The organism is Roseomonas acroporae (assembly GCF_023223525.1).
Taxonomy (GTDB): domain Bacteria; phylum Pseudomonadota; class Alphaproteobacteria; order Acetobacterales; family Acetobacteraceae; genus Roseomonas_E; species Roseomonas_E acroporae.
The window spans coordinates 76,358-97,989 of record NZ_JALPRX010000078.1; the positions used below are offsets into that span (position 1 = coordinate 76,358).

The window sequence follows — 21,632 nt, forward strand, 5'->3', positions numbered from 1 at the left end:
CATGGCCGCCATCCTCCGCCCCACCCTCACCCTGGTGCTGGGCGCCACCCTGCTGCTCGGCGTCGCCGCGCCGCTCGCCGTCACCGGCCTCGCGCAGGCCGTCATGCCCGGGCGCGCGAATGGCGGGCTGATCGAACGCGACGGCACCGTGGTCGGCGCCGGGCCGATCGGCCAGTCCTTCACCGGCGCGCGCTGGTTCCACGGCCGTCCCTCCGCCACCACCGAGTCGGATCCGGCGCATCCCGGCCAGACCCGCGCCGCCCCCTACAACGCCTCCGCCTCCGCCGCCTCGCAGCTCGGCCCGACCTCGAAGGCGCTGCTCGACGCGGTGACGGAGCGCGTCGCGGCCGCGGGCGGGGCGGGCGGCGACCCCGTGCCGGCCGACGCGGCCACCGCCAGCGGCTCCGGCCTCGACCCGCACATCTCGCCGGCCAATGCGCGCCGGCAGGTGGCGCGCGTCGCGGCGGCGCGCGGCCTCGATCCGGCGCGCGTCGCGGCGCTGGTCGAGGCGGGCACGGAGGGCCGCGAATTCGGCCTGCTCGGCGAGCCGCGGGTGAACGTGCTGCGGCTGAACCTGGCGCTCGACGCGCTGCGCTGAGGGCGCGGCCGCGCTACCCTGCCCCGCGATGACCGAACCGCCGCGCCCCGACCCCGATGCCCTGCTCGCCCTGGCGGCGGAGGGGCGCGGCCGGCTGAAGGTCTTCCTCGGCGCGGCGCCCGGCGTCGGCAAGACGGTGCAGATGCTGGCCGAGGGCCGCCGCCTGCTCGCCGCCGGCACCGACGTGCTGGTCGGGCTGGTCGAGACGCATGGCCGCGCCGAGACCGAGGCCGCCATCGGCCCGCTGCCGGTGCTGCCGCGCAGGGCGGTGCCGTATCGCGGCCAGGCGCTGGCGGAGTTCGACCTCGACGCCGCCCTGGCCCGCCGCCCCGCCGTGCTGCTGCTGGACGAGCTGGCGCACAGCAACGCCCCCGGCTCCCGCCACCCCAAGCGCTGGCAGGACGTGGAGGAGCTGCGCGACGCCGGCATCGAGGTCTGGACCACGATGAACGTGCAGCACCTGGAGGGGCTGTCCGACACCGTGGCGCGCGTCACCGGCATCCGCGTGGCCGAGACCGTGCCGGACCGGGTGCTGCGCGAGGCCGACGCGGTGGCGCTGGTGGACATCCCGCCCGCCGAGCTGCTGGAGCGGCTGCGCCAGGGCCGCATCTACCGCCCCGACCAGGCCGAGCGCGCGCTGCGCGGCTTCTTCCGGGAAGGCAGCCTGGCCGCGCTGCGCGAGATGGCGCTGCGCCGCACCGCCGAGCGGGTGGATGCCGACGTCACCGGCTGGATGCGCCGCAACGCCGTGGCCGGCCCCTGGCCGGTGGGCGACCGGGTGCTGGTGCTGATCCCGGGCGGCGCCGAGGCGGAGGCGGTGCTGCACCATGCCCGCCGCATCGCCGACGCGCTGCGCGCGCCGCTGCTGGCGCTGCACGTCGAGCGGCCCGGCGGCACCGGCGACCCGGCGCCCGGGCTGCGCCTGGCCGAGGATCTCGGCGCCGAGGCCGAGGTGGTGGCCGCGGCCGACCTGCCGGCCGCCGTGCTGGCGCATGCGCGGGCGCGCAACGTCTCGCACATCGTGCTCGGGCGCGGCCGGCCGGCGCGCTGGCGGCGGCTGCTGGGCCGCACCCTGATCGGCGCGCTAGCCCGGCGCGCCGCCGACTTCACCCTGCACGTCGTCGCCGGCCCCCCGCCGGCGACGCGCCGGCCGGCCGCGCCGCGCCGCGCCCTGCCGGGCTGGCTCGGGCTTGCCGCCGTGCCGGCGCTGGTGGCCGCCGCCACGCTGGTCTGCCTCGGGCTGGACGGCACGGTGCCGGATGCCAGCTTCGGCATGGTGTACCTCGTGGCGGTGGTGGCGCTGGCGGCCTGGCTCGGCCCGGCCCACGCGGCGGCGGGGGCGGCGCTCTCCTTCGCGGCCTGGAATTTCCTGTTCCTGCCGCCGCGCTACACCCTCGTCATCGCCTCGGCGCAGGACGTGCTGGGGGCGGTGGTGTTCGGCGTGGTGGCGGCGCTGCTCTCGGGCACCACGGGGCGGCTCGGCCGCTCGGTGCGCGCCGCGGCGGCGCGGCTCGCGGCGCTGCGCCGGCTGTCGGCGCTGGCGCGGCGGCTGAACGCGCAATCCTCGATGCCCGAATTGCAGGGCGCCATCGCCGAGGCGGCGCGCCAGGCCGCCGGCTGCCCGGCCTGCCTGCTGCTGCCGCTGGACGCGGCGCTGCAATCCGTCTTCGGCGCCGACCTCGCGCCACCCGACGCGCCCCCCGGCGCGTCCGGCCCGCCCGAGCCGGTGCTGCGCGCCGCGAGCCCCGCCGACGCCGTGCCCGACGAGGCGGCGATGGCCGCCGCGCGCTGGGCGCTGGCCAACGGGCGCGAGGCCGGGCGCGGCACCGCCACCCTGCCGGCGACGCCCTGGCGCTTCCTGCCGCTGCGCGCGGCGCGCGAGGAAGGGGAGGCGGTGATCGGCCTGCTCGGCCTGCTGCCGGGGCAGGCCGGGCGGGGGATGGACGACCCCGAGGCGGACCGGACGCTGGACGCGCTGCTCGACCAGGCGGCGGTGGCGCTGGAGCGGGCGCGGCTGGCCGAGCTGGGCGCCCGCCGCCGGGCGCGGGGCGAGGCCGAGGCGCTGCGCACGGCCCTGCTAACCAGCCTCGGCCACGACCTGCGCACGCCGCTCACCGCCATACGCGGCGCCGCCGAGACGCTGCGCACCGTGGGCGCCGCCCTGCCGGAGGCGACGCGCGCCGACCTGCTGGCCACCGTGGAGGAGGAGGCGACGCGGCTGGCGCGCTGGATGACGGCCATCATCGACATGGTGCGGCTGGAGAGCGGCGAATTGCAGGCGCGGCGCGAGCCGGTCGATCCCGCCGGGGCGCTGCGCGAGGCGGCGGCGCGGGCCGGGCACGCCTATCCCGGCCGCGCCGTGCGGGTGGCGGCGCCGCCGGGCCTGCCGGCGCCGATGCTCGACCCGGTGCTGCTCGACCGCGTGCTGGAGAACCTGCTGGACAACGCGCTGAAGTATTCCGGCCCGTCGGGCACCGTGCTGGCCGAGGCGCGGCGCGAGGGGGCATGGGTGTCCTTCTCCGTCGAGGATGACGGGCCGGGGATTCCGCCCGCCGCCCTGCCCCAGGTCTTCGCGCCCTTCTTCCGCGCGGCGCGGGCGGATCGGGTGGCGGCGGGTTCCGGCCTCGGCCTCGCCATCTGCCGCGGGCTGGTGACGGCCATGGGCGGGACCATCGCGGCGGAAAGCCCGGTCCGGGACGGGCACGGGACGCGCGTCACGGCGCGCTTCCCGGCATGAGCGGACCTGCCCCCGAGATCGTGCTCGTCGTCGACGACGAGCCGCAGATCCACCGCTTCCTCGGCCCCGCCCTCGCGGCCGCCGGCTACGAGCCGCTGCGGGCGGAGACGGCGCGCGAGGGGCTGCGCCTCGCCGCCGCGCGCGGCCCGGCCTGCGTGCTGCTCGACCTCGGCCTGCCGGACATGGACGGCAAAGAGGCGCTGGCGCGGCTGCGCGCCTTCTCGGCGGTGCCGGTGATCGTGGTCTCGGCGCGCGACCGCGAGGCGGAGAAGGTCGCGGCGCTCGATGCCGGCGCCGACGACTACGTCGACAAGCCCTTCGGCCTGGCCGAGCTGCTGGCGCGCATCCGGGCCGCGGCGCGCCGCGCCCTGCGCGCGGGCAAGGCGGAGCCGGTGCTGCGGACCGGCCCGCTCCAGGTGGATCTGGAGCATCGCCTGGCCCGCGTGGCCGGGGTGGCGCTGCACCTGACGCCGCGCGAATGGGAGCTGCTGGCGATGCTCGCCCGCGACGCCGGCAAGGTGGTGACCGGGCAGCGCCTGCTCACCGCCATCTGGGGGGAGGCGCACAAGGCGGATACGCAGTACCTGCGCGTCTATGTCGGGCAGCTGCGGCAGAAGCTGGGCGAGGCGGGGAGGCTGCTGCGGACCGAGCCGGGCGTCGGCTACCGGCTGCTGGCCGAGGATCGCGGCGATGATCGCGGCGAGGGCAGCCCCGCCGCTTCGCCGCGGCCCGTGCCGGGCTGAGGTCCCGGCGGCCCGGCAGGGCGGCGGACTGCCCGACCGGCCCTGCGGGAGGAGGGGCCCGAAGGGCGCGCCGCCCCCCGACGATCCTCCGACGCGGGATCCAGGGCGACGTCACGGTCCCCGCCGATGCGGTCCGGCCCGCATCGGCCGCGGCGCCCGCGCAGGCGCCGTCAGGCGCCGAGGACGCGCGCCACGTCCGCTTCCAGCCCGAAGGCGCGCGCGGCGTTGGTCGAGACCATCCGGTGGATCTGGTCGTCGTCGTAGCCGAGTTCCAGGCAGAGCCGAACGCCGCGTCGGAACCCCTCCAGCGGGCTGAAGGCGCCGACCTGACCGAGATCCGAGCACAGGATGGTCTGCCCGACGCCGGCCGCCTCGATGTGCCGGCCCAGCGCCTCGCCCTCGCAGACCTTGAACTTCGAGCCCTCGAGGAACATGCAGAGCGAGTGCTCGACGAAGGCGCCCATCGCCGCGATGCCGCGCACGTCGTTCAGGCTGGCACCGACGATCTCCTCCGGATGGGTGAAGACCAGCCGCTTCACGCCGCGCCGCTGCGCCTCCTCGAAGATCAGCCAAGTCTCGCCGACATGGATGTGGCCGCTGGCCAGCGCCATGTCGTTCCTCGCCACGATGTCCAGCACCTCCTTCACCTCGTCGCGGACCCTGCCGTCCGTGACCACCGGCACCGGCGAGGCGTGGCGCATCCTCTGCGTCGAGGCGGGATGCGCGAAGGAGGCGTTCTTCTCCCAGCGCAGGTGGTTCTCGGCGGCCAGGGTCGGCAGGAAGACGATCCGGCCGCCCATCGCCGCCGTGTGCTCCACCGCATAGGGGTTGATGCCGCCCACCACGTTGTTCAGCGTGACGCCGGAATAGATCTTCGTCGTCAGCTCCGGATGGTGGCGCGCGATCAGCGCCGCGGTCATCACGCCGCTGTAGTCGTGGTCCTTGGTGATCGCCGCGGCGAAGCCGGCCCGCGAATAGTCCTGCGCCAGCTCCAGATGGTCCACCGCGCGGGCCGCGATCGAGGGGCCGGAATGGACGTGCGGGTCGATCGCGCCGCGCAGGATGCGGCTGATGCGCTGCTCCAGCGCCTCGTCGGTGACGGTGTCGGGCATGGCGGCCTCGCGGATCGGGGGTTGTGCGCTGCGCGTCGCGTCAGCGCGGCATCGGGTAGTCGGCGGCGTTCAGCACCCAGCCCGGCTTTTCCGAGAAGTCGCGGCGCGGCGGGCTGAAGATGTCCACGAGCTGGTTCAGCCCGGCATCGGTGCCGCGGCTGGTGTGGATCGCGGGCGGCGGGATCACGATCAGGGAAGGCGAGCCGCATTCGACGTGCGCATCCTCCCGCCACGTCGTCATGTCGGGCGTCCAGGGCCAGCGCAGGTGGTGCGTGAAGCTTCCGTCCAGGGCGAGCGAGCCCTGCTCGAAATCGTCGTGGTGGTGCGGCGAGAGCTTGCGGATGTCGCGCGGGCCGTCCATCGGGTCGATCAGGTTGATCATCAGCGTGGTGCAGCGGAAGATGCGGCCGAAGCGGCCGGGCTCGGGCGGCACGTCGAGCGGGTAGGCGCGGATGCGGAACCCGTCCGGCGGCGCCGGCCAGGGCTCGAAGGGCGGGATGTTCGGGTGCGGCGCGGCGTAGGATTCCGCGTTGGCGCAGCGCGCCGCGAGGTCGGCCGACCGCGTGGAGAAGAGGCGCGTCACCGCGCCGCCCTCGGGCAGCGCGATCCCGCTGTCGCCCGGCGGCACGATGACGAGGGAATGGCCCGGCACCGTCTCGACCTGCCCGCCGGCCGTGATCCGCGCCGGCGTGTCCGGGCGCATCAGCAGCAGCACGTACTCGTCGGGCTGCGCCTGCCGGCGCAGCACCGCGCCCGGCCGCGCCTCGGTATGCGCGACGAGGAAATTCTGCCCGCGGAGATACCAGGTCCTGCCCTCCGGCCCGTCCTCCTGCGGCGGCTCGGCGTGGAAGCGGCCGATCTCGGCGCCGGCGAAGGCGCTCGGGGCCGGGGCGGAACGCGCCGCCGCCAGGGCGGCGCGGGGGTCGGAAGCGTCGTACATCGGGTTTCCTCGTTCAGGATGCTCGTCGCGGATCGGGTGCCGATGGCCGCGTGCGTCGGACCGTCCGGGGCGCCGCCCTCCCGCACCTCCCGCCAGGGACGAAGCCCCCGGATCCCTTCCCCGAAGGCAGTCTCCGCCTTCCCACGGAAAGGGGGTCCCGAAGGGGACTTCGTCCCTTCGCGGGGTCCGGGGCGGGGCCCCGGGAAGGTGCAGCACGCGGGATGGCTGGCACGGGGCCCCGGCACGGTCACTGCCGCGGGATGTTCGCCTCGGCGGCCGCGGCGCCCCAGCGCCGGCCTTCCTCCGCGACGAAGGCGCGGAACGCCTCGGGCGGGGCGGGATCGGCGGGCAGCACGCCCAGTTCCAGGAACCGGTTCCGCACGTCCGCCAGCCGCAGCACCTTCGCCAGCTCGGCGTTCAGCCGCTCGACGATCGGGCGCGGCGTGCCCGCCGGCACGGAGATGCCGTTCCAGGACTTCACCACGAAGTCGGGAACCCCGGCTTCCGCCGTCGTCGGCAGGTCGGGCAGGCCGGGGAAGCGCCGCGTCGCGGCGACGGCCAGGCCGCGCAGCCGACCGCCGGTGATCTGCGACAGGGCCGGCGCCAGGATCTCGCAGGCGATCTGCACGTCGCCCGTGGCGGTCGCGTTCAGCAGGTCGGGCGTGCTGCGGTAGGTCACGACGGTCATGTCGGTCCGCGTCATGCTGCGCAGCATCTCGGCGGCGAGGTTCTGCGCGTTGCCGGCGGCGATGGAGCCCAGGTTGATCGCGCCCGGCCGCGCCCGCGCCGCGGCGAGCACGTCGCCGAGCGTGCGGTAGGGCGAGTCCGCGGCGGTGGCCAGGACGATGTCGAAATAGGTCATCGCCGAGACGAACTCGAAGTCCTTCATGATGTCGTAGGGCAGGCGCCGGTAGAGCGCCGGGGCGATCGCGTCGGTCTGCGTGGTCAGGTGGATGGTGTGGCCGTCCGGCGGCGCGTGCGCGACCGCCTCGGCCGCCACGATGGCGCCGGCGCTCGGCCGGTTCTCGACGACGACGGGCTGGCCGAGCGCCGCCGCGAGCTTCGTGGCGACGAGGCGTGCGGTGAGGTCGCCGACCCCGCCGGGCGCGAAGCCGACGATCCAGCGGATCGGCCGGTTCGGCCAGGGGGCCTGTGCGGCGGCCGGCCGCGACAGCGTGGCGCCGAGGCACGCCGCCGTCGCCAGCCCCGCCGCCGCGCGCGCCAGGGCACGGCGGCCGGGCGCCGGCCGCATCGAGTCCGGCTTGCGCAACGAAGCCGCCGGCGCGTCGCATCGGGTCATGGATCGTCTCCTGGTCGGCCATCGCTTCGGGAGGGAAGTCGCGGCCCTGACTCGGTTGTCGGTTCCGCCCGGCCGGACGGGACGGGTCGGCGCGGGCGCGGGCTACTGGCGCTCGATCCCGGCATCGGCGATCACCCGCGCCCAGCGCGCCGCCTCCTCGGCGAAGAAGCGCCGGAATTCCTCGGGGCTCGTCGTGCCGGGCGTGACGCCGATGTCCAGCAGCTTCTCCCGCACCTCGGGCAGCGCCATGACGCGGACGATCCCGGCGTTCAGCCGCTCGACGATCGGGCGCGGCGTGCGCGCGGGCAGCGCGATGCCGTTCCAGGAGCGGACGACGTAGCCCGGCAGGCCGCTCTCGGCGGCGGTCGGCACGTCGGGCAGGCGCGCGAAGCGCTCCGGCGCGGCGACGGCGATGGCGCGGATGCGCCCGCCGGTGATCTGCGACAGGGCGGCGGGCAGGATCTCGGAGGCCACCTGCACCTCGCCCGTCGCCGTCGCGTTCAGCAGTTCCGGCGTGCTGCGGTAGGTCACCAGGGTCACGTCCGGCGCGCCGAGCATGGTGCGCAGCAGCGCCGCGCCGAGATGCGTCGCGTTGCCGGCGCTGATCGAGCCGATGTTCAGCCGGCCCGGATTGGCGCGGGCGTAGGCGGCGAGCTCCGCCAAGCTGCGTACCGGAAGGCCGGGCGTGACCGCGATGACGTGGTCGAAGAAGGAGACGCGCGAGACCGGCTCGAAGTCGCGCGCGGGATCGAAGGAGAGGCGCTCGTACAGGAAGGGCGCGGTCGCGGTCGTGTTGGTCGCGAGCAGCCAGGTGTGCCCGTCCGGCTGCGCCCGCGCCACCGTCTCGGCCGCGACGAGGCTGCCCGCACCCGGCCGGTTCTCGACCACCACGGGCCGGCCGAGCAATTCGCCGAGCCTCGGCGCCAGCAGGCGCGCGGTGATGTCGCCGGCGCCGCCGGGGCCGAAGCCGACGACGAGGCGGATCGGCCGGTCCGGCCAACCGGGCGGCGCCTCGCCAGACCGCGTCCCGTTCGCCTGCGCCCCGTTCGCCTGTGCCCCGTTCGCCTGCGCCACGGCGGGCCGGTGCCGCAGCAGCGCGGGCAGGGCCAGCAGGCCCGCCGCGAGAGCCCTTCGTGCCAGCAGCGGCCGGGCCTGCTTCGCCGACATCCTCATTCCCCTGTCGCCCCGTCGATGCCGGTGGGCGGGATGAATTCGCGCCAGTGCTCGCCCAGCGGCGGCATCTCCGCGAAGCTGCGCCGGCGGTCGGCGGCGCGACCGATCAGCGCCGCCGCCGTCATCCCCTTGCCGGCGAGGTAGCGTTCGAGTTGCGCCACGCTGTCCGGCAGCACGCCGTAGCCGCGCAGCATCACCGCCGAGGCGAGGCCCACGGCCGAGGCGCCCGCCAGCATCATGCGGGCGACGTCCTGCCCGTCCCGCGCGCCGTTGATGCCGATCAGCGGCGCGCCGGGCCCGAGCCGCGCGCGCGACAGCGCCAGCCAGTGGCAGGTGAGCGGCAGGTTCCAGTAGCCGCCGATGCCGAGGCTGGTGCCGAGCATCGGCTCGTGGCTGTCGAGATCCGGCACCAGGCCGAGCAGGCGCCCGGCCATCACCACCGACTGCGCCCCCGCGCCGAAGGCGGCCGCCGCCAGCTCCGGCACGCGCTCGCTCTGCCCGGTGATCTTGATCCAGAGCGGCAGCGACACCGCGGCGCGCAGTCGCCCGACGATCTCGGCGACGCGCCCGGGCAGCAGCTCGGTCGAGACCGCGCCCTTCGCCGCCTGGCTCGCATAGGGCGTGCCGATGTTGAACTCCAGCAGCCGCAGCCCGGCCTGCTCGACGCGCCGCGCGAGGCCGAGGGCCGCGTCGAGATCGGCGAGGATCAGGCTGGGCACGAGCAGCGCGTCATGCGCCCGCGCGAGGCGGTCCAGCGCCACCGTCTGCTCCAGCCAGGCGTCGAAGGGCTGCGGCGCGAGGCCGGAGCGGGTGGCGAGCGTCACGTCGCGCGGCGCCGCCGGGCCCCAGGGCACCGGCCGCCAGTCCGCATCCAGCGCGAGGTACTCGGCGCGCCGGAGCTGCTCCTTCGCCGCCTCGGACTCGTTGGTGGATTTCACCACGACGGCGCCGGCGCCGGCCGCGATCGCGGCGCGCACGCCCGCCGCGTCGATCATGTGTTCCGCCGCGGCGGCGATCACGGGGTTCTTCAGGCGCAGCGACCCGACCGTGACCTCCAGCGCGGCGCTCACGCCGTGCCTGCGTTCGGGCGGTTCGGCGATCGGGCGGGCATGGCGTTCCTCCCTGTCGTCACGCTCTTGGCGTATTCTTCTGTCTCGTTCTCTTGTCGAGAACGCTGTTCTCATGTTAGGAACAACAAGTGCCGCGCCGCGTCAAGCGGTTTCTTGACAGGCCCGGCACCCCGGCCGCGTCATCCGTGGCAGGTCACCCCAACCGCGACAGCAGGGCTCCTCGATGCGCTTCCCGATGCGGCCCGCCAGGAAAGGCCGGCTGCGGCGCCCCGGCCGCCGCCCCTGCCTCCCCAGGGTGTCCTTTCCCTGGACGCCCTTCCCCGGGTCGGCCGGGCCTTGAAGGGCGGCGCGACGGGCGAGGCCGGGCCGGGCCGGGGCGGCGTCCAGGCCGCCGACACCGTCCTGTCGGTGCTGGAGACGGTCGCCTGGTCGGAGGAGCCGCTCGGCGTCACCCAGATCGCCGCCGCGGTCGGCATCGCGAAGGGGGCCGCGTTCCGCCACCTGCGGACCCTGCTCGACCGCGGCTACCTCGTGCAGGACGCCGTCACGAGCCGCTTCCAGCTCGGCCCCCGTGTCTCGCTGCTCGGCCGGCTGGCGCCGCCCGCGCAGGATCTGGCGGCCCTGCTGCGGCCGGCCATGCGCGAGGCGCGCGAGGCCTCGGGGCTGGCGGTGGTGCTGAGCACGCCGACGCCGGCGGGGGCCTTCGTGCTCGCGACCCTGGCCGGCACGCAGGCGGTGGATATCGGCGTGCGGCTCGGCAGCAGCCTCGCCCTGCATGCCTCAGCCCAGGGCAAGGTCTTCCTCGCCTTCGGGCCGGGGGACCTGCCGGACCGCGTCCTCGCCGATCCGCTGCCGCGCTTCACGGCGCATACGATCACGGCGGTGGACGCGCTGAAGGCGGAGCTGGCGCGCGTCCGGCAGTGCCGGTACGCCGTCGCGCCGGAGGAGATGCTGCTCGGCGTCAACGCCATGGCGGCGCCGGTGCGCGACGGCCGCGGCGTGCTCGTCGGGGCGCTGGCCCTGGTAGGATCCATTCAGCACCTTCCGCGCGTGCCGGAGGCGCACCACGTCCGGATCGTGCTGGACCTGACCCGGCATGCGACGCGGCTCATCGCCAATGCCGAGGGCCGTCACGGCTGAGCCACCCCGTCCGAGAAGCGGGAGTTGGGGATCGTGCGACGTCGCTCTGCCAGGGCCCCTGTCCTGCCGTCGAGGCGCCGCCTCGCCGCGAGGGCGCTGTCATGGTCGATCCGCGGGGCATCGGCGCCCAGATGCCGCAATGCCGGGGTTCGATGGCACAGGCCATGGTCCTGCACCACCGGCAACATGCCCCTTGCCCGCGGCGTGGCGCCGCGGGGATCGCAACTTGACAGTGATCGGGGGAGCATTCTCAATTCGACGTCATTGGGAGACCGCCCCGATGCTTGGCGTGGAAGCCGTGGCAACGAAATGACATCGCCTCGAACCATGCCGGCAACCGCCGTCGGCACGGAATCCGGAACGGGGCACGCCGTCATCCGTCCAGACGCCGCAGCAGGCCCGGGCGCGACCGCTGACGCCGGACAAACGGCGCCCGCGGTCGCCGTGATCTTCTCGACGGAGGCCGTCGAGTCGAACCGGCGGCTCGACCTGTGGCGCTGCAAGTACGATTCCTTCAACGAGATCACGCCGGTCGAGGACAGCGGCCGGGATTTCCTGGGCCGCAACGAGATCTGGCAGATCGGCGCGATGGCGCTGAGCCGCAACACGGCGCCTGCGCTGATCTGCACGCGGACACGGCAGCACATCCGGCGCGATTCCATCGACCACTGGGTGATCCGGGTCTCCCGCTCGGGCCGGTCGCGCCACCGCACGGACACGGCGTGCTTCGTGAACCGGCCGGGCATCCCCTTCCTCATCTCGCTCGGCGAGCCCTACGACAGCGACAGGACGGAGGCGGACTGGCTGTCGCTCTACATCCCGCGCGACTTCTTCCCGGAATTGTCCGCCGGGCTGACCACCCTGCCGACCGGCGGCCTCGACATGCCCGGCGCCCCGCTCCTCGCCGACTACCTGCTGCTGCTGGAACGGCGCATGCGGGTGGCGACGGCGGAGCAGGTGCCCATCCTGGCCGCCGCGACACGCTCGATGGTCACGACCTGCCTGCTCACCGACGTCATGCCGCAGGCGATCACGCCCGAGAATGCCGCGCTCGCGCAGTTCGAACGGCTGCGACAGATCATCCGTCGCCATATCGGCTCGACCATGCTGGATGCGCGCCGGCTCTGCCGGCTCGCCGGCATCTCGCGCTCGAATCTCTACCGGCTGTTCGAGCCGCATGGCGGCGTGGCGCACTACATCCAGGGCATGCGACTGCGCATGGCGCTTGCGCAGCTCTCGGATCCGGCCTGCAGGACGCCCATCGCGGCGATCGGCGAGCAGGTCGGCTTCGCCGACGCCTCCACCTTCGGCCGCGCCTTCCGGCGCGAATTCGGCTTCACGCCCGGCGAGGCGCGCACGACCGGCCTGAGTGGCCGACAGATGATGCCGGGCAAGGCGCTGGCGAATCCGGCCGCCGCCGATTTCGGTGTCCTGCTCCGGCGCCTCGGCATCGGGTGAACGGCTCCGCTCGCCGTCCCGCCGGCTGACGGCACCGAGCGCGCCAGCCTCGACGCGCTTCGACGTTTCCCGGACGGTCCTCGACGAGGCGCCGCGGCCGCCCCACCGAACCCGCGCGCGATACCGGCCCGCACGGGTCGGGACCCGTGCGGGCCGGACTCAGGCACCGAAGGCGATCTTCTCCTTGCGGTACAGCTCGCGGAGCAGCTTGAGGATGAGCTTGATCTCCGTCGATTCGTCGCCCTTGCGCGTGCTCATGATGATGGGGGAGACCGCCCCCACCTCGGCGAGCGGGCGGTAGACCACGTTGTCGCGCCGCAGGCGCTCGACCGAGGCCGGCACGATGCACACGCCGGTCTCCGCCGCGACGAGCCCGAGCGCCGTCTGCAATTCGCGCACCTCGTAAACGGCCGACGGCTTCACGCCGCTCTCCCGGAACAGCGCGAGCACCTGGTCCGCGTAACTCGGGCGCGGCGACTTGGGATAGACGACCAGCGGCTCGTCCGCGAAGTCGGCCAGCTGCAGCGGGCTGCGCCGCGCGAGGAGCGGATGCGCCGACGGCAGGGCGGTGATCAGCTTCTCGTTGCGCAGCAGCAGGCGGTCCACGGCCGGATCGTCGAACGGAATCCGCCCGAAGCCGACATCGATCCGCCCTTCCTTCAAGGCGGCGATCTGCTCGAGCGTGGTGAACTCGAGCAGCGTGATCTCGACCTTCGGCCTGGCTGCCCGGTAGCGCCGGACGACCTCCGGCAGGTAGCCGTAGAGCGTCGATCCGACGAAGCCGATGCTGAAATGCGTCTGATCGGTCTCGTGCAGCCGACGGCTCATGGACCTGAGCTCGTCCACCCGCTCCAGGATCTGCACGGCCTGCTCGTAGAACAGCCTGCCGGCGGCAGTCAGGCGAACCGGGCGGCTGCCGCGCTCGATCAGCGTCACGCCGAGCTCACCCTCGAGCTGCTGGATCTGGCGGCTCAGCGGCGGCTGTGCGACCCGGAGCACCTCCGCCGCGCGGGTGAAGTTCCGCTCGCGCGCAACCGCCACGAAGTACCGTAGATGCCGGAGTTCCAGACGATACCTCCCAGGTATGGTCCCAACCAATTTGGTCTTGGACCGACAACGAAAAAAGAGGGCACCTAGCGGCGAGGGGGAAAACGATGAGCCAGATGCCGGTCCAACGCCGAACATCAGAAGCAACAATCCATCGGCTCCGCCAGCGAAATCCTGCGTCATGCCGTGCAACCGCTCCCCGCGGCCGGGCCCGTGCCGCCGCCGGCACCTGCGGGTGAGGCAGGCGCCGATGTACGTATGCCTCTGCAACGCCTTGAACGAGCGCCGCCTCTGGCAGGCCATCGGCGACGGCGCCGTCCGGCCAGGCGAGGTCTACGCCCTCTGCGGATGCCGTGCGCAATGCGGCCGCTGCACCGCAGCAATTCTTGATCTGCTCCGGAGCGAGGCGGCCGCGAATGCCCGCGCTTGCGACGACCAACAACAATAGGAGAACAGGGATGCTCGATTCCGTCCAGAAGACCATGGAGGCAGCGCTCGAGGAGGATGCCGGGAAGGGCGTCTTCCGCGTCGCGCGCAACATCTTCACCGATCCCGAGCTGTTCGAGCTCGAGATGAAGCACATCTTCGAGGGGAACTGGATCTACCTGGCGCACGAGAGCCAGATCCCCAACAAGAACGACTACTTCACCACCTACATGGGCCGCACGCCCGTCTTCATCGCGCGCAACCGCAACGGCGAGCTGAACGCCTTCGTCAACGCGTGCAGCCATCGCGGCGCGATGCTGTGCCGCCATAAGCGCGCGAACAAGTCCACCTACACCTGCCCCTTCCACGGCTGGACCTTCAACAACTCCGGCAAGCTGCTGAAGGTGAAGGACCCGGAGGGCGCGGGCTATCCCGACGGCTTCAACAAGGACGGCTCGCACGACCTGACGAAGGTGGCGCGCTTCGAATCCTACCGCGGCTTCCTGTTCGGCAGCCTGAACCCCGACGTGCTGCCGCTGGCCGAGCATCTCGGCGAGTCCACCAAGATCATCGACCTGATCGTGGACCAGTCGCCGGAGGGTCTCGAGGTGCTGCGCGGCTCCTCGACCTACGTCTATGACGGCAACTGGAAGCTGCAGACCGAGAACGGCGCCGACGGCTATCACGTCAGCGCGGTGCACTGGAACTACGCCGCCACCACCAACCAGCGCAAGCTGCGCGACGCCGAGATGGCCGACACCACGCGCGCCATGAGCGCCGGCGGCTGGGCCAAGCAGGGCGGCGGCTTCTACTCCTTCGAGCACGGCCACCTGCTGCTCTGGACCAACTGGGCCAACCCCGAGGACCGGCCGAACTGGGGCCGGCGCGAGGAGCTGGCGGCGCAGTTCGGCCAGGCCCGCGCGGACTGGATGGTGCAGCGCTCGCGCAACCTCTGCCTCTATCCGAACGTGTACCTGATGGACCAGTTCGGCTCGCAGATCCGCCACTACCGGCCGATCGCGGTCGACAAGACCGAGGTGACGATCTACTGCATCGCGCCGAAAGGCGAGGATGCCGCGGCGCGGGCGCAGCGCATCCGCCAGTACGAGGATTTCTTCAACGCCTCCGGCATGGCGACGCCGGACGACCTGGAGGAGTTCCGCGCCTGCCAGTTCTCCTACCAGGCCGGCACCGCCCGCTGGAACGACATGTCCCGCGGCGCCAAGCACTGGATCGACGGCGCCGACGAGGCGGCCGAGGCGATCGGCATGAAGCCGCTGATGAGCGGCCTGCGCACCGAGGACGAGGGCCTGTTCGTCGTCCAGCACAGGTACTGGCACGAGACGATGCGGCGGGCGCTGGCGGCCGAGGAAAGAGGCGCCGGGGCGAAGAACGCGGGCGGGGAGGGCTGAGCGATGTCGATCACGATGGAGGCCCCGCTGGAGACGCCGGCGGCCGTGCTGAGCCTGGAGCAGGCGCAGCAGTTCCTGTACCGCGAGGCGCGCTGCCTCGACGACAAGGACTGGGACGGCTGGCTCGCGCACTACGCCAGGGACGCCGAGTTCTGGATGCCGGCCTGGGACGACGACGACCAGCTCGTCACCGACCCGCAGACCGAGGTCTCGCTGATCTGGTACGGCAACAAGGGTGGGCTGGAGGACCGCGTCTTCCGCATCCGCACCGAGCGTTCCAGCGCCACCAGCCTGCCCGAGCCGCGCACCTCGCACAACATCAGCAACGTCGAGATCCTCCGGCAGGAGGGCGGGCGCTGCGAGCTACGCTTCAACTGGGTGACCTTCAGCTACCGCTACAGGACCACGGACACCTATTTCGGCACCTCCTCCTACATGCTCGACACCACGGGGCCGCAGCCGCTCATCAAGCGCAAGAAGGTCGTGCTCAAGAACGACTACATCCACCACGTCGTCGACATCTACCATATCTGAACCGACGCGGCGGCAGGCAGGGGAGGCGGCCATGGGCCACAACATCGCGCTCAACTTCGAGGACGGCGTCACGCGCTTCATCAACTGCGATGCGAGCGAGACGGTGGCGGACGCCTCCTACCGGATGGGCATCAACATCCCGCTCGACTGCCGGGACGGCGCCTGCGGCACCTGCAAGTGCCGCGTGGAATCCGGCGAGTACGACGGCGGCAGCTACATCGAGGACGCGCTGACCGACGAGGAGGCGGCCGAGGGCCTGGCCCTCGCCTGCCAGATGCGGCCGAGGACCGACCTCGTGGTGGGCATCCTCGCCTCCTCCGAGGTCTGCAAGACCAGGGGGCAGAGCTTCCAGGCGCGGATCGGATCGGTGGAGAAGCTCTCGGACACCTCCATCGCCTTCACCCTGGAGGGGGCGGGGCCGATCTCCTTCCTGCCGGGCCAGTACGTGAACGTGCTGGTGCCGGGGACCGAGGCGCGCCGCTCCTACTCCTTCAGCTCGCCGCCGGGAGCGGAGACGCAGTCCTTCCTGGTGCGCGACATCCCGCACGGGCTGATGAGCAGCTTCCTGCGCGGGGCGGCGCCCGGCACCCCGATCGAGTTCGTCGGCCCCTCCGGCAGCTTCTACCTGCGCGATGCGCGCCGGCCGCTGCTGTTCCTGGCCGGCGGCACCGGGCTCGCGCCGTTCCTGTCCATGCTGGGCAGGATCGCCGCCGAGGGCAGCGCGCAGCCGATCCACCTCGTCTACGGCGTGACCAACGACGCGGACCTGGTGGGGGTGGACCGGCTGGAGGAGTACGCCGCCCGCATCCCGGGCTTCACCTTCGCCACCGTGGTCGCGGCCGAGGCCAGCGCGCATCCGCGCAAGGGCTACGTCACCGCGCACATCGCGCCGGAGCAGTTGCATGGCGGCGAGGTGGACATCTACCTCTGCGGTCCGCCGCCGATGGTCGACGCGGTGCGCGACTGGCTCGCCGCGCAGGGCGTCACGCCGGCCAATTTCTACTACGAGAAGTTCTCCCCGAGCGGCGCCGTGAACGCCATCGGCGAGACGCACCGGGCGGCAGCGTGATGGGCGGCGGCGTGATGGGCTCGGTGACGGAATTCCCGGGCCGCTTCGCCGGCAAGGTCGCGCTGGTGACCGGCGCGGCCCAGGGCATCGGCCGCAGCGTGGCGCTGCGCCTGGCGCGCGAGGGCGGCAGCGTGGTGCTGGTGGACCGCTCCCCGCTGGTCGAGGAGGTGCGGCACGAGGCGGAGGCGGCGGGCGCCGTGGCGATCGCCGTCACCGCCGACCTCGAGACCTATGCCGGTGCCGAGGCGGCGGTGTCGGGGGCGACGGAACGCTTCGGGCGCCTCGACATCCTGGTCAACAACGTCGGCGGCACGATCTGGGCCATGCCCTACGCGCACTACGCCGAGGCGCAGATCGAGGCCGAGATTCGCCGCTCGCTGTTCCCGACGCTATGGTGCTGCCGCGCCGCGCTGCCGGCGATGCTGGAATCGGGCGGCGGGGCGATCGTCAACGTCTCCTCGGTCGCGACGCGCGGCCTCAACCGCGTGCCCTACGCGGCGGCGAAGGGCGGGGTGAACGCGATCACCGCCTGCCTCGCCTGGGAGTATGCCGGGCAGGGCATCCGGGTGAACGCCGTCGCGCCGGGCGGCACGGAGGCGCCGCCGCGGCGCATCCCGCGCAACGCCGCGGCGCCCGAGCAGAGCGAGCAGGAGCGGCGCTGGTGGGGCGAGGTGGTGGCGCAGACCAAGGCGTCGAGCCTGCTGCACCGCTACGGCACCACCGAGGAGCAGGCGGCGGCGATCCTGTTCCTGGCTTCCGACGAGGCCTCCTACGTCACGGGCGTCACCCTGCCCGTGGCGGGCGGCGACCTCGGCTGACCAACGGCGGCCGGACCGCTTCCGGCCACAACACGAACGGCCCCCGCGACATGCCCCGGGGCCGCAAGGGATGGAACCGATGACCGATACCGTGATGAACAAGCCCGAGGTGCGGACGCTGCTGGACAAGGCCAGCGGCTTCGACCAGGCGAAGGGCGACGACCGTGCGAAGAAGATCATGCACCGCGTCGTCTCCGACATCTTCCGGATCATCGAGGATTTCGACCTGCAGCCGAGCGAGGTCTGGGCGGCGGTGGACTACCTGACCCGCGTGGGCCAGGCGAACGAGGGCGGCCTGCTGGTGGCCGGGCTCGGCCTCGAGACCTTCCTCGACATCCGCATGGACGAGGCCGAGAAGCAGGCCGGCATCGAGGGCGGCACGCCGCGCACCATCGAGGGGCCGCTCTACATCGCCGGCGCGCCGCTCAGCAAGGGCGAGGCGCGGCTCGACAACGGCCACGAGGCCGGCGAGGTGCTGTTCATGGAAGGCCAGGTGCGCGACACCGAGGGCCGGCCGGTGGCCGGCGCCATCGTGGATGTCTGGCACGCCAACACGCTCGGCGGCTACTCCTTCTTCGATCCCTCGCAGGAGGCGTTCAATTTCCGCCGCCGCATCGAGACGGATGCCGAGGGGCGCTACCGCTTCCGCTCCATCCTGCCCTCGGGCTACGGCCTGCCGCCGGAGGGGCCGACCCAGGCGCTGCTCAACCATCTCGGCCGCCACGGCAACCGCCCGGCGCACATCCACTTCTTCGTCACCGCGCCGGGCTTCCGCAAGCTGACCACGCAGATCAACATCGACGGCGACAAGTACCTGCACGACGACTTCGCCTTCGCCACGCGCGACGAGCTGATCCCGCCCGTGAGCCGCATCGACGACGCGGCGGAGGTCCGCCGGCGCGGCCTGAACGCGCCCTTCGCCGAGATCACCTTCGACTTCGTGCTGAACCGCGACGAGGCGAAGGGCCCGAGCCCCGAGGTGCAGCGCACCCACGCCGAGGCGGCCTGACCCTCCGGCCCGGCCGGGGAACCGGCCGGGCCGCCACTCTCCAGCGTCCGGAGACCAGCATGCTCGACACCGTCCAGGCCGCCCCCGAGGACACCCCGGCCGAGTTGCGGCGGGACCTCGCCATCGCCGCGATCGACGCCACCATCGTGGACGTGCCGACGGTACGGCGGCACAAGCTCTCGCAGACCTCCGTCACGGCGCAGAGCTACGTCATCGTGCGGCTCCGCCTCGCGGGCGGCGCCGAGGGCATCGGCGAGGCCGCCACCCTCGGCGGGCCGCGCTGGAGCGAGGAGAGCGTCGAGGCCATGAAGGCCAACATCGACGCCTATCTCGCCCCCGCCGTGCTCGGCCAGCCCGCCGACCGCTTCGAGGCGCTCGGCCTGCGCCTCGACCAGGCGGCCAAGCGCAACAACGCCGCCAAGGCCGCGATCGAGACGGCGGCCTTCGACGCGGTCGGCCGGGCGCTCGGCCTGCCGGTCAGCGCGCTGCTCGGCGGCGCCTCGCGCGACCGCATCCCGGTGCTCTGGACCCTCGCCTCGGGCGATCCGGCGCAGGAGATCGAGGAGGCGGAACGCAAGCTCGCCGCGCGGCTGCACCGCACCTTCAAGGTCAAGATCGGCGCGCTGGCGCCGGCGGCCGACATGGCGCGGATGCGGCGGCTGGCCCAGGCGCTGGCAGGCCGCGCCGAGCTGATCGTCGACGCCAACCAGGCCTGGGACGAGACCACCGCCGCGCGCTGCCTGCCGCAGCTCGCCGAGATGGGCGTGGCGCTGGTCGAGCAGCCGGTGCCGGCCTGGAACCTCGGCGCCATGGCGCGGCTGCGGGCGCGGCCGGGCACGCCGCCGCTGCTGGCCGACGAATGCGTGTTCGACGCGCACGACATGCTGGCCGTGGCGCAGGCGGCGGCGGCGGATGCCGTCTCGCTGAAGCTGGTCAAGCATGCCGGGCTGCTCGGCCTGCGCCGCGTGGCGTCGGTGGCCGAGGCGGCCGGCATCGGCCTCTACGGCGGCTGCCTGCTGGAAAGCTCCGTCGGCGCCGCCGCGCACCTGCAGGTCTTCTCGACCTTCCGCGCGCTGGAATGGGGCTGCGAGCATTTCGGCCCGCAGATCCTCACCGGCGACCTCGTCACCGAGCCGCTGCGCTTCGAGGACTTCCACGTCCACCTGCCGTCCGGGCCGGGCCTCGGCGTGACGCTCGATCCCGCCGCCCTGCGCCGCTACGCGCGCCCGTAGGAACGCGGGCGGCCGGCGGGCGGGGCGGCGCGCCGGCGCCGCCCGCCCACCGGCCGCCTCGCCGCCAGCCCGCGAGGGGGTTCGCCGCCGGTAGCGGCCTCCCGCCTCGCGACGCAGCCAGCCTCGCCAGCCGGAATGCCGCGGCGCCGCCTGCCGGCACGCGCGCGACCAGGCCTGAAGCCATAACGTTCTGAAGGAGAAACGACAAGATGACGCCCGCCGGGACCGTCGACATCCAGGAATTCATCAACTCGCGCCGCCTCTCGGGCTACCAGCTCACCGTGCTGGTGCTCTGCTTCCTCGTCGTCGCCGTGGACGGCTTCGACACCGCCGCCGTGGGCTACATCGCCCCGGCGCTGCGGGCGCAGTGGCAGGTGACGCCGCCGCAGCTCGCGCCGCTGTTCGGCGCCGGGCTGTTCGGCCTGATGGCCGGCGCCTTCATCTTCGGCCCGCTGGCCGACAAGGTGGGCCGGCGCGCGGTGCTGATCTTCGCCACCGCCGCCTTCGGCCTGGCCAGCGTGCTCTCCGCGACCGCGACCAGCATCGAGATGCTGACGTTCTGGCGCTTCGTGACCGGCATCGGCCTGGGCGGCGCGATGCCGAGCGCCATCACCCTCACCTCGGAATACTGCCCCGAGCGCAACCGCTCGCTGCTCGTGATGGCCATGTTCTGCGGCTTCACCCTGGGCGGCGCGCTGGGCGGGCTGAGCGCCGCGGCGCTGATCGCGGATTTCGGCTGGCAGGGCGTGCTGGTGCTCGGCGGCGTGATGCCGCTGGTGCTGGCCGTGGTGCTGCTGTTCGTCCTGCCGGAATCGGTGCGCTACCTCGTGCTCAAGGGCGGCCAGGACGCCAGGGTCGCCGCCATCCTGCGCCGCGTCGATCCCTCGGCGCCGCTGGACGGGGCGCGCTTCGTCGGCATCCGGCCCGGCAAGGGCTCGCCGGTGCGGCAGCTCTTCGCCCCGGGGCTCGCCGCCGGCACGCTGCTGCTCTGGACCACCTTCTTCATGAGCCTGCTGGTCTTCTACCTGCTGACGAGCTGGCTGCCGACCCTGCTGAACGGCAGCGGCCAGACCGTCCGCTCCGCCTCGCTGATCGCGCTGATGCTGCCGATCGGCAGCACGGTCGGCGCCATCGGGATCGGCCTGCTGATGGACCGGCTGAACCCGCACGCCGTGCTCGCCGGCAGCTACGCCCTCGCGGCGGCCTTCATCCTGCTGCTCGGCGCCTCGACCGGCTCCACCGGCATGCTGGTGCTGGCGGTGTTCGGCGCCGGCGTCGGCACCGGCGGGTCGCAGATCGGCATCAACGCCCTCGCGGCCGCCTTCTACCCGACGGCGAGCCGCGCCACGGGCGTGAGCTGGGCCAATGCCGTCGGCCGCACTGGCTCGGTGCTGGGCTCCATGGTCGGCGGCCAGCTCCTGGCGATGGGCTGGAGCCTGGCCACGGTGTTCAGCGTCGCCGCCATCCCGGCCGCGATCGCCGCCCTGGCCATCCTGGCCAAGGGACGGGTCGGCCGCGTGGTGCCGGCCGCCGTGCCGGCGGCGGAAGCCGCCGGGCGATAGAGCATTTTCAAGCTGAGCGTCCTCGCTCAGCGGCTCGGAAAATGCGAAAAATCAAAAGGCTAGAGCCGTTCCGGCCTGATACAGTCAGGCTGGATCGGCTCTAGGCACGCGGCGCCGCCGCCCCTCTCGCGGGTGGCGGCACCCGCCCCTCCGGGGCGGCCGTACCCGCCGGGCCCGACGAGCGTCAGGCATGGCGGCGGAGGCGGCGCCCGCGATCGCGGGCGCCGCGGATCGTCCTCGTCGGCCCCGGGC

The 21,632-nt window shown here is 73.5% G+C and carries 19 protein-coding genes; 13 read left to right on the forward strand and 6 right to left on the reverse strand.

All coding sequences use genetic code 11. The annotated features are described in order from the left end of the window. Position 1: 1 nt before the first annotated feature. The 3 genes from kdpC to M0638_RS18100 are packed head-to-tail and all read left to right on the forward strand — an operon-like array spanning position 2 to position 4,078. Positions 2–598: a potassium-transporting ATPase subunit KdpC gene (kdpC, locus tag M0638_RS18090; RefSeq protein WP_248668404.1), complete on the forward strand. Its 597-nt coding sequence runs from the start codon at positions 2–4 to the stop codon at positions 596–598. A 28-nt stretch (positions 599–626) separates the two neighbouring features. After that, a complete protein-coding gene (locus tag M0638_RS18095; protein WP_248668405.1) occupies positions 627–3,335 on the forward strand; it encodes a sensor histidine kinase in 2,709 nt (902 codons plus the stop codon). Further along, positions 3,332–4,078, forward strand: coding sequence for a response regulator (locus M0638_RS18100; RefSeq protein WP_248668406.1), 747 nt, complete (start codon positions 3,332–3,334; stop codon positions 4,076–4,078). The genes M0638_RS18095 and M0638_RS18100 overlap by 4 nt, the downstream gene beginning before the upstream one ends. 170 nt (positions 4,079–4,248) lie before the next feature. On the opposite strand, the gene M0638_RS18105 is transcribed toward M0638_RS18100, so the two are convergent. From M0638_RS18105 to M0638_RS18125, 5 genes are all read right to left on the reverse strand, one after another. Continuing rightward, a complete protein-coding gene (locus tag M0638_RS18105) occupies positions 4,249–5,190 on the reverse strand; it encodes a DUF6282 family protein (RefSeq protein WP_248668407.1) in 942 nt (313 codons plus the stop codon). A 40-nt stretch (positions 5,191–5,230) separates the two neighbouring features. Further along, the gene (locus tag M0638_RS18110) at positions 5,231–6,130 is read right to left on the reverse strand and encodes a cupin domain-containing protein (RefSeq protein ID WP_248668408.1); all 900 of its coding nucleotides are present in this window, start codon (positions 6,128–6,130) and stop codon (positions 5,231–5,233) included. 247 nt (positions 6,131–6,377) lie between these two features. Beyond that, a complete protein-coding gene (locus M0638_RS18115; RefSeq protein ID WP_248668409.1) occupies positions 6,378–7,430 on the reverse strand; it encodes a Bug family tripartite tricarboxylate transporter substrate binding protein in 1,053 nt (350 codons plus the stop codon). Positions 7,431–7,532: 102 nt separating this feature from the next. Then, complete coding sequence (locus M0638_RS18120) at positions 7,533–8,597, reverse strand: Bug family tripartite tricarboxylate transporter substrate binding protein (protein ID WP_248668410.1); 1,065 nt, start codon at positions 8,595–8,597, stop codon at positions 7,533–7,535. A gap of 2 nt (positions 8,598–8,599) precedes the next feature. Then, complete coding sequence (locus M0638_RS18125) at positions 8,600–9,673, reverse strand: beta/alpha barrel domain-containing protein (protein ID WP_248668411.1); 1,074 nt, start codon at positions 9,671–9,673, stop codon at positions 8,600–8,602. 336 nt (positions 9,674–10,009) lie between these two features. Between M0638_RS18125 and M0638_RS18130 the strand changes: the two genes are divergently transcribed. Then, the gene (locus M0638_RS18130) at positions 10,010–10,813 is read left to right on the forward strand and encodes an IclR family transcriptional regulator (RefSeq protein WP_248668412.1); all 804 of its coding nucleotides are present in this window, start codon (positions 10,010–10,012) and stop codon (positions 10,811–10,813) included. 444 nt (positions 10,814–11,257) lie between these two features. After that, on the forward strand, positions 11,258–12,271 hold the full coding sequence (locus tag M0638_RS29140) for a helix-turn-helix domain-containing protein (protein WP_248668413.1): 1,014 nt from the start codon (positions 11,258–11,260) through the stop codon (positions 12,269–12,271). A gap of 159 nt (positions 12,272–12,430) precedes the next feature. On the opposite strand, the gene M0638_RS18140 is transcribed toward M0638_RS29140, so the two are convergent. Beyond that, entirely contained in the window at positions 12,431–13,621 is a 1,191-nt protein-coding gene (locus M0638_RS18140; RefSeq protein ID WP_456316045.1) for a LysR family transcriptional regulator, read from the reverse strand. Between M0638_RS18140 and M0638_RS18145 the strand changes: the two genes are divergently transcribed. The 8 genes from M0638_RS18145 to M0638_RS18180 all read left to right on the forward strand — a co-directional run bounded on the left by M0638_RS18145 (position 13,569) and on the right by M0638_RS18180 (position 21,380). Beyond that, positions 13,569–13,766 carry a (2Fe-2S)-binding protein gene (locus M0638_RS18145; protein WP_248668415.1) on the forward strand — a complete coding sequence of 66 codons (198 nt, stop codon included), beginning with the start codon at positions 13,569–13,571 and terminating at the stop codon, positions 13,764–13,766. The two genes, M0638_RS18140 and M0638_RS18145, sit on opposite strands and share 53 nt — an antisense overlap. 10 nt (positions 13,767–13,776) lie before the next feature. Beyond that, the gene (benA, locus tag M0638_RS18150; RefSeq protein ID WP_282572128.1) at positions 13,777–15,156 is read left to right on the forward strand and encodes a benzoate 1,2-dioxygenase large subunit; all 1,380 of its coding nucleotides are present in this window, start codon (positions 13,777–13,779) and stop codon (positions 15,154–15,156) included. Positions 15,157–15,159: 3 nt separating this feature from the next. Beyond that, complete coding sequence (benB, locus tag M0638_RS18155; protein WP_248668416.1) at positions 15,160–15,690, forward strand: benzoate 1,2-dioxygenase small subunit; 531 nt, start codon at positions 15,160–15,162, stop codon at positions 15,688–15,690. A gap of 31 nt (positions 15,691–15,721) precedes the next feature. Next, positions 15,722–16,759: a benzoate 1,2-dioxygenase electron transfer component BenC gene (gene benC / locus M0638_RS18160; protein WP_248668417.1), complete on the forward strand. Its 1,038-nt coding sequence runs from the start codon at positions 15,722–15,724 to the stop codon at positions 16,757–16,759. Continuing rightward, complete coding sequence (locus M0638_RS18165; RefSeq protein ID WP_248668418.1) at positions 16,759–17,577, forward strand: 1,6-dihydroxycyclohexa-2,4-diene-1-carboxylate dehydrogenase; 819 nt, start codon at positions 16,759–16,761, stop codon at positions 17,575–17,577. Before benC ends, M0638_RS18165 begins: the two co-directional genes overlap by 1 nt. A 79-nt stretch (positions 17,578–17,656) precedes the next feature. Next, the gene (catA, locus tag M0638_RS18170) at positions 17,657–18,586 is read left to right on the forward strand and encodes a catechol 1,2-dioxygenase (protein WP_248668419.1); all 930 of its coding nucleotides are present in this window, start codon (positions 17,657–17,659) and stop codon (positions 18,584–18,586) included. Between the two features lie 59 nt (positions 18,587–18,645). Next, on the forward strand, positions 18,646–19,818 hold the full coding sequence (locus M0638_RS18175; RefSeq protein WP_248668420.1) for a muconate/chloromuconate family cycloisomerase: 1,173 nt from the start codon (positions 18,646–18,648) through the stop codon (positions 19,816–19,818). A 209-nt stretch (positions 19,819–20,027) separates the two neighbouring features. Then, the gene (locus M0638_RS18180; protein ID WP_248668421.1) at positions 20,028–21,380 is read left to right on the forward strand and encodes an MFS transporter; all 1,353 of its coding nucleotides are present in this window, start codon (positions 20,028–20,030) and stop codon (positions 21,378–21,380) included. Positions 21,381–21,632: the final 252 nt, after the last annotated feature.

Coding starts and splice junctions, on each gene's coding strand:
- kdpC (WP_248668404.1), top strand. CDS start 2: ATGGCCGCCATCCTCCGCCCCACCCTCACCCTGGTGCTGGGCGCCACC.
- M0638_RS18095 (WP_248668405.1), top strand. CDS start 627: ATGACCGAACCGCCGCGCCCCGACCCCGATGCCCTGCTCGCCCTGGCG.
- M0638_RS18100 (WP_248668406.1), top strand. CDS start 3,332: ATGAGCGGACCTGCCCCCGAGATCGTGCTCGTCGTCGACGACGAGCCG.
- M0638_RS18105 (WP_248668407.1), bottom strand. CDS start 5,190: ATGCCCGACACCGTCACCGACGAGGCGCTGGAGCAGCGCATCAGCCGC.
- M0638_RS18110 (WP_248668408.1), bottom strand. CDS start 6,130: ATGTACGACGCTTCCGACCCCCGCGCCGCCCTGGCGGCGGCGCGTTCC.
- M0638_RS18115 (WP_248668409.1), bottom strand. CDS start 7,430: ATGACCCGATGCGACGCGCCGGCGGCTTCGTTGCGCAAGCCGGACTCG.
- M0638_RS18120 (WP_248668410.1), bottom strand. CDS start 8,597: ATGTCGGCGAAGCAGGCCCGGCCGCTGCTGGCACGAAGGGCTCTCGCG.
- M0638_RS18145 (WP_248668415.1), top strand. CDS start 13,569: ATGTACGTATGCCTCTGCAACGCCTTGAACGAGCGCCGCCTCTGGCAG.
- M0638_RS18140 (WP_456316045.1), bottom strand. CDS start 13,621: ATGGCCTGCCAGAGGCGGCGCTCGTTCAAGGCGTTGCAGAGGCATACG.
- benA (WP_282572128.1), top strand. CDS start 13,777: ATGCTCGATTCCGTCCAGAAGACCATGGAGGCAGCGCTCGAGGAGGAT.
- benB (WP_248668416.1), top strand. CDS start 15,160: ATGTCGATCACGATGGAGGCCCCGCTGGAGACGCCGGCGGCCGTGCTG.
- benC (WP_248668417.1), top strand. CDS start 15,722: ATGGGCCACAACATCGCGCTCAACTTCGAGGACGGCGTCACGCGCTTC.
- M0638_RS18165 (WP_248668418.1), top strand. CDS start 16,759: ATGGGCGGCGGCGTGATGGGCTCGGTGACGGAATTCCCGGGCCGCTTC.
- catA (WP_248668419.1), top strand. CDS start 17,657: ATGACCGATACCGTGATGAACAAGCCCGAGGTGCGGACGCTGCTGGAC.
- M0638_RS18175 (WP_248668420.1), top strand. CDS start 18,646: ATGCTCGACACCGTCCAGGCCGCCCCCGAGGACACCCCGGCCGAGTTG.
- M0638_RS18180 (WP_248668421.1), top strand. CDS start 20,028: ATGACGCCCGCCGGGACCGTCGACATCCAGGAATTCATCAACTCGCGC.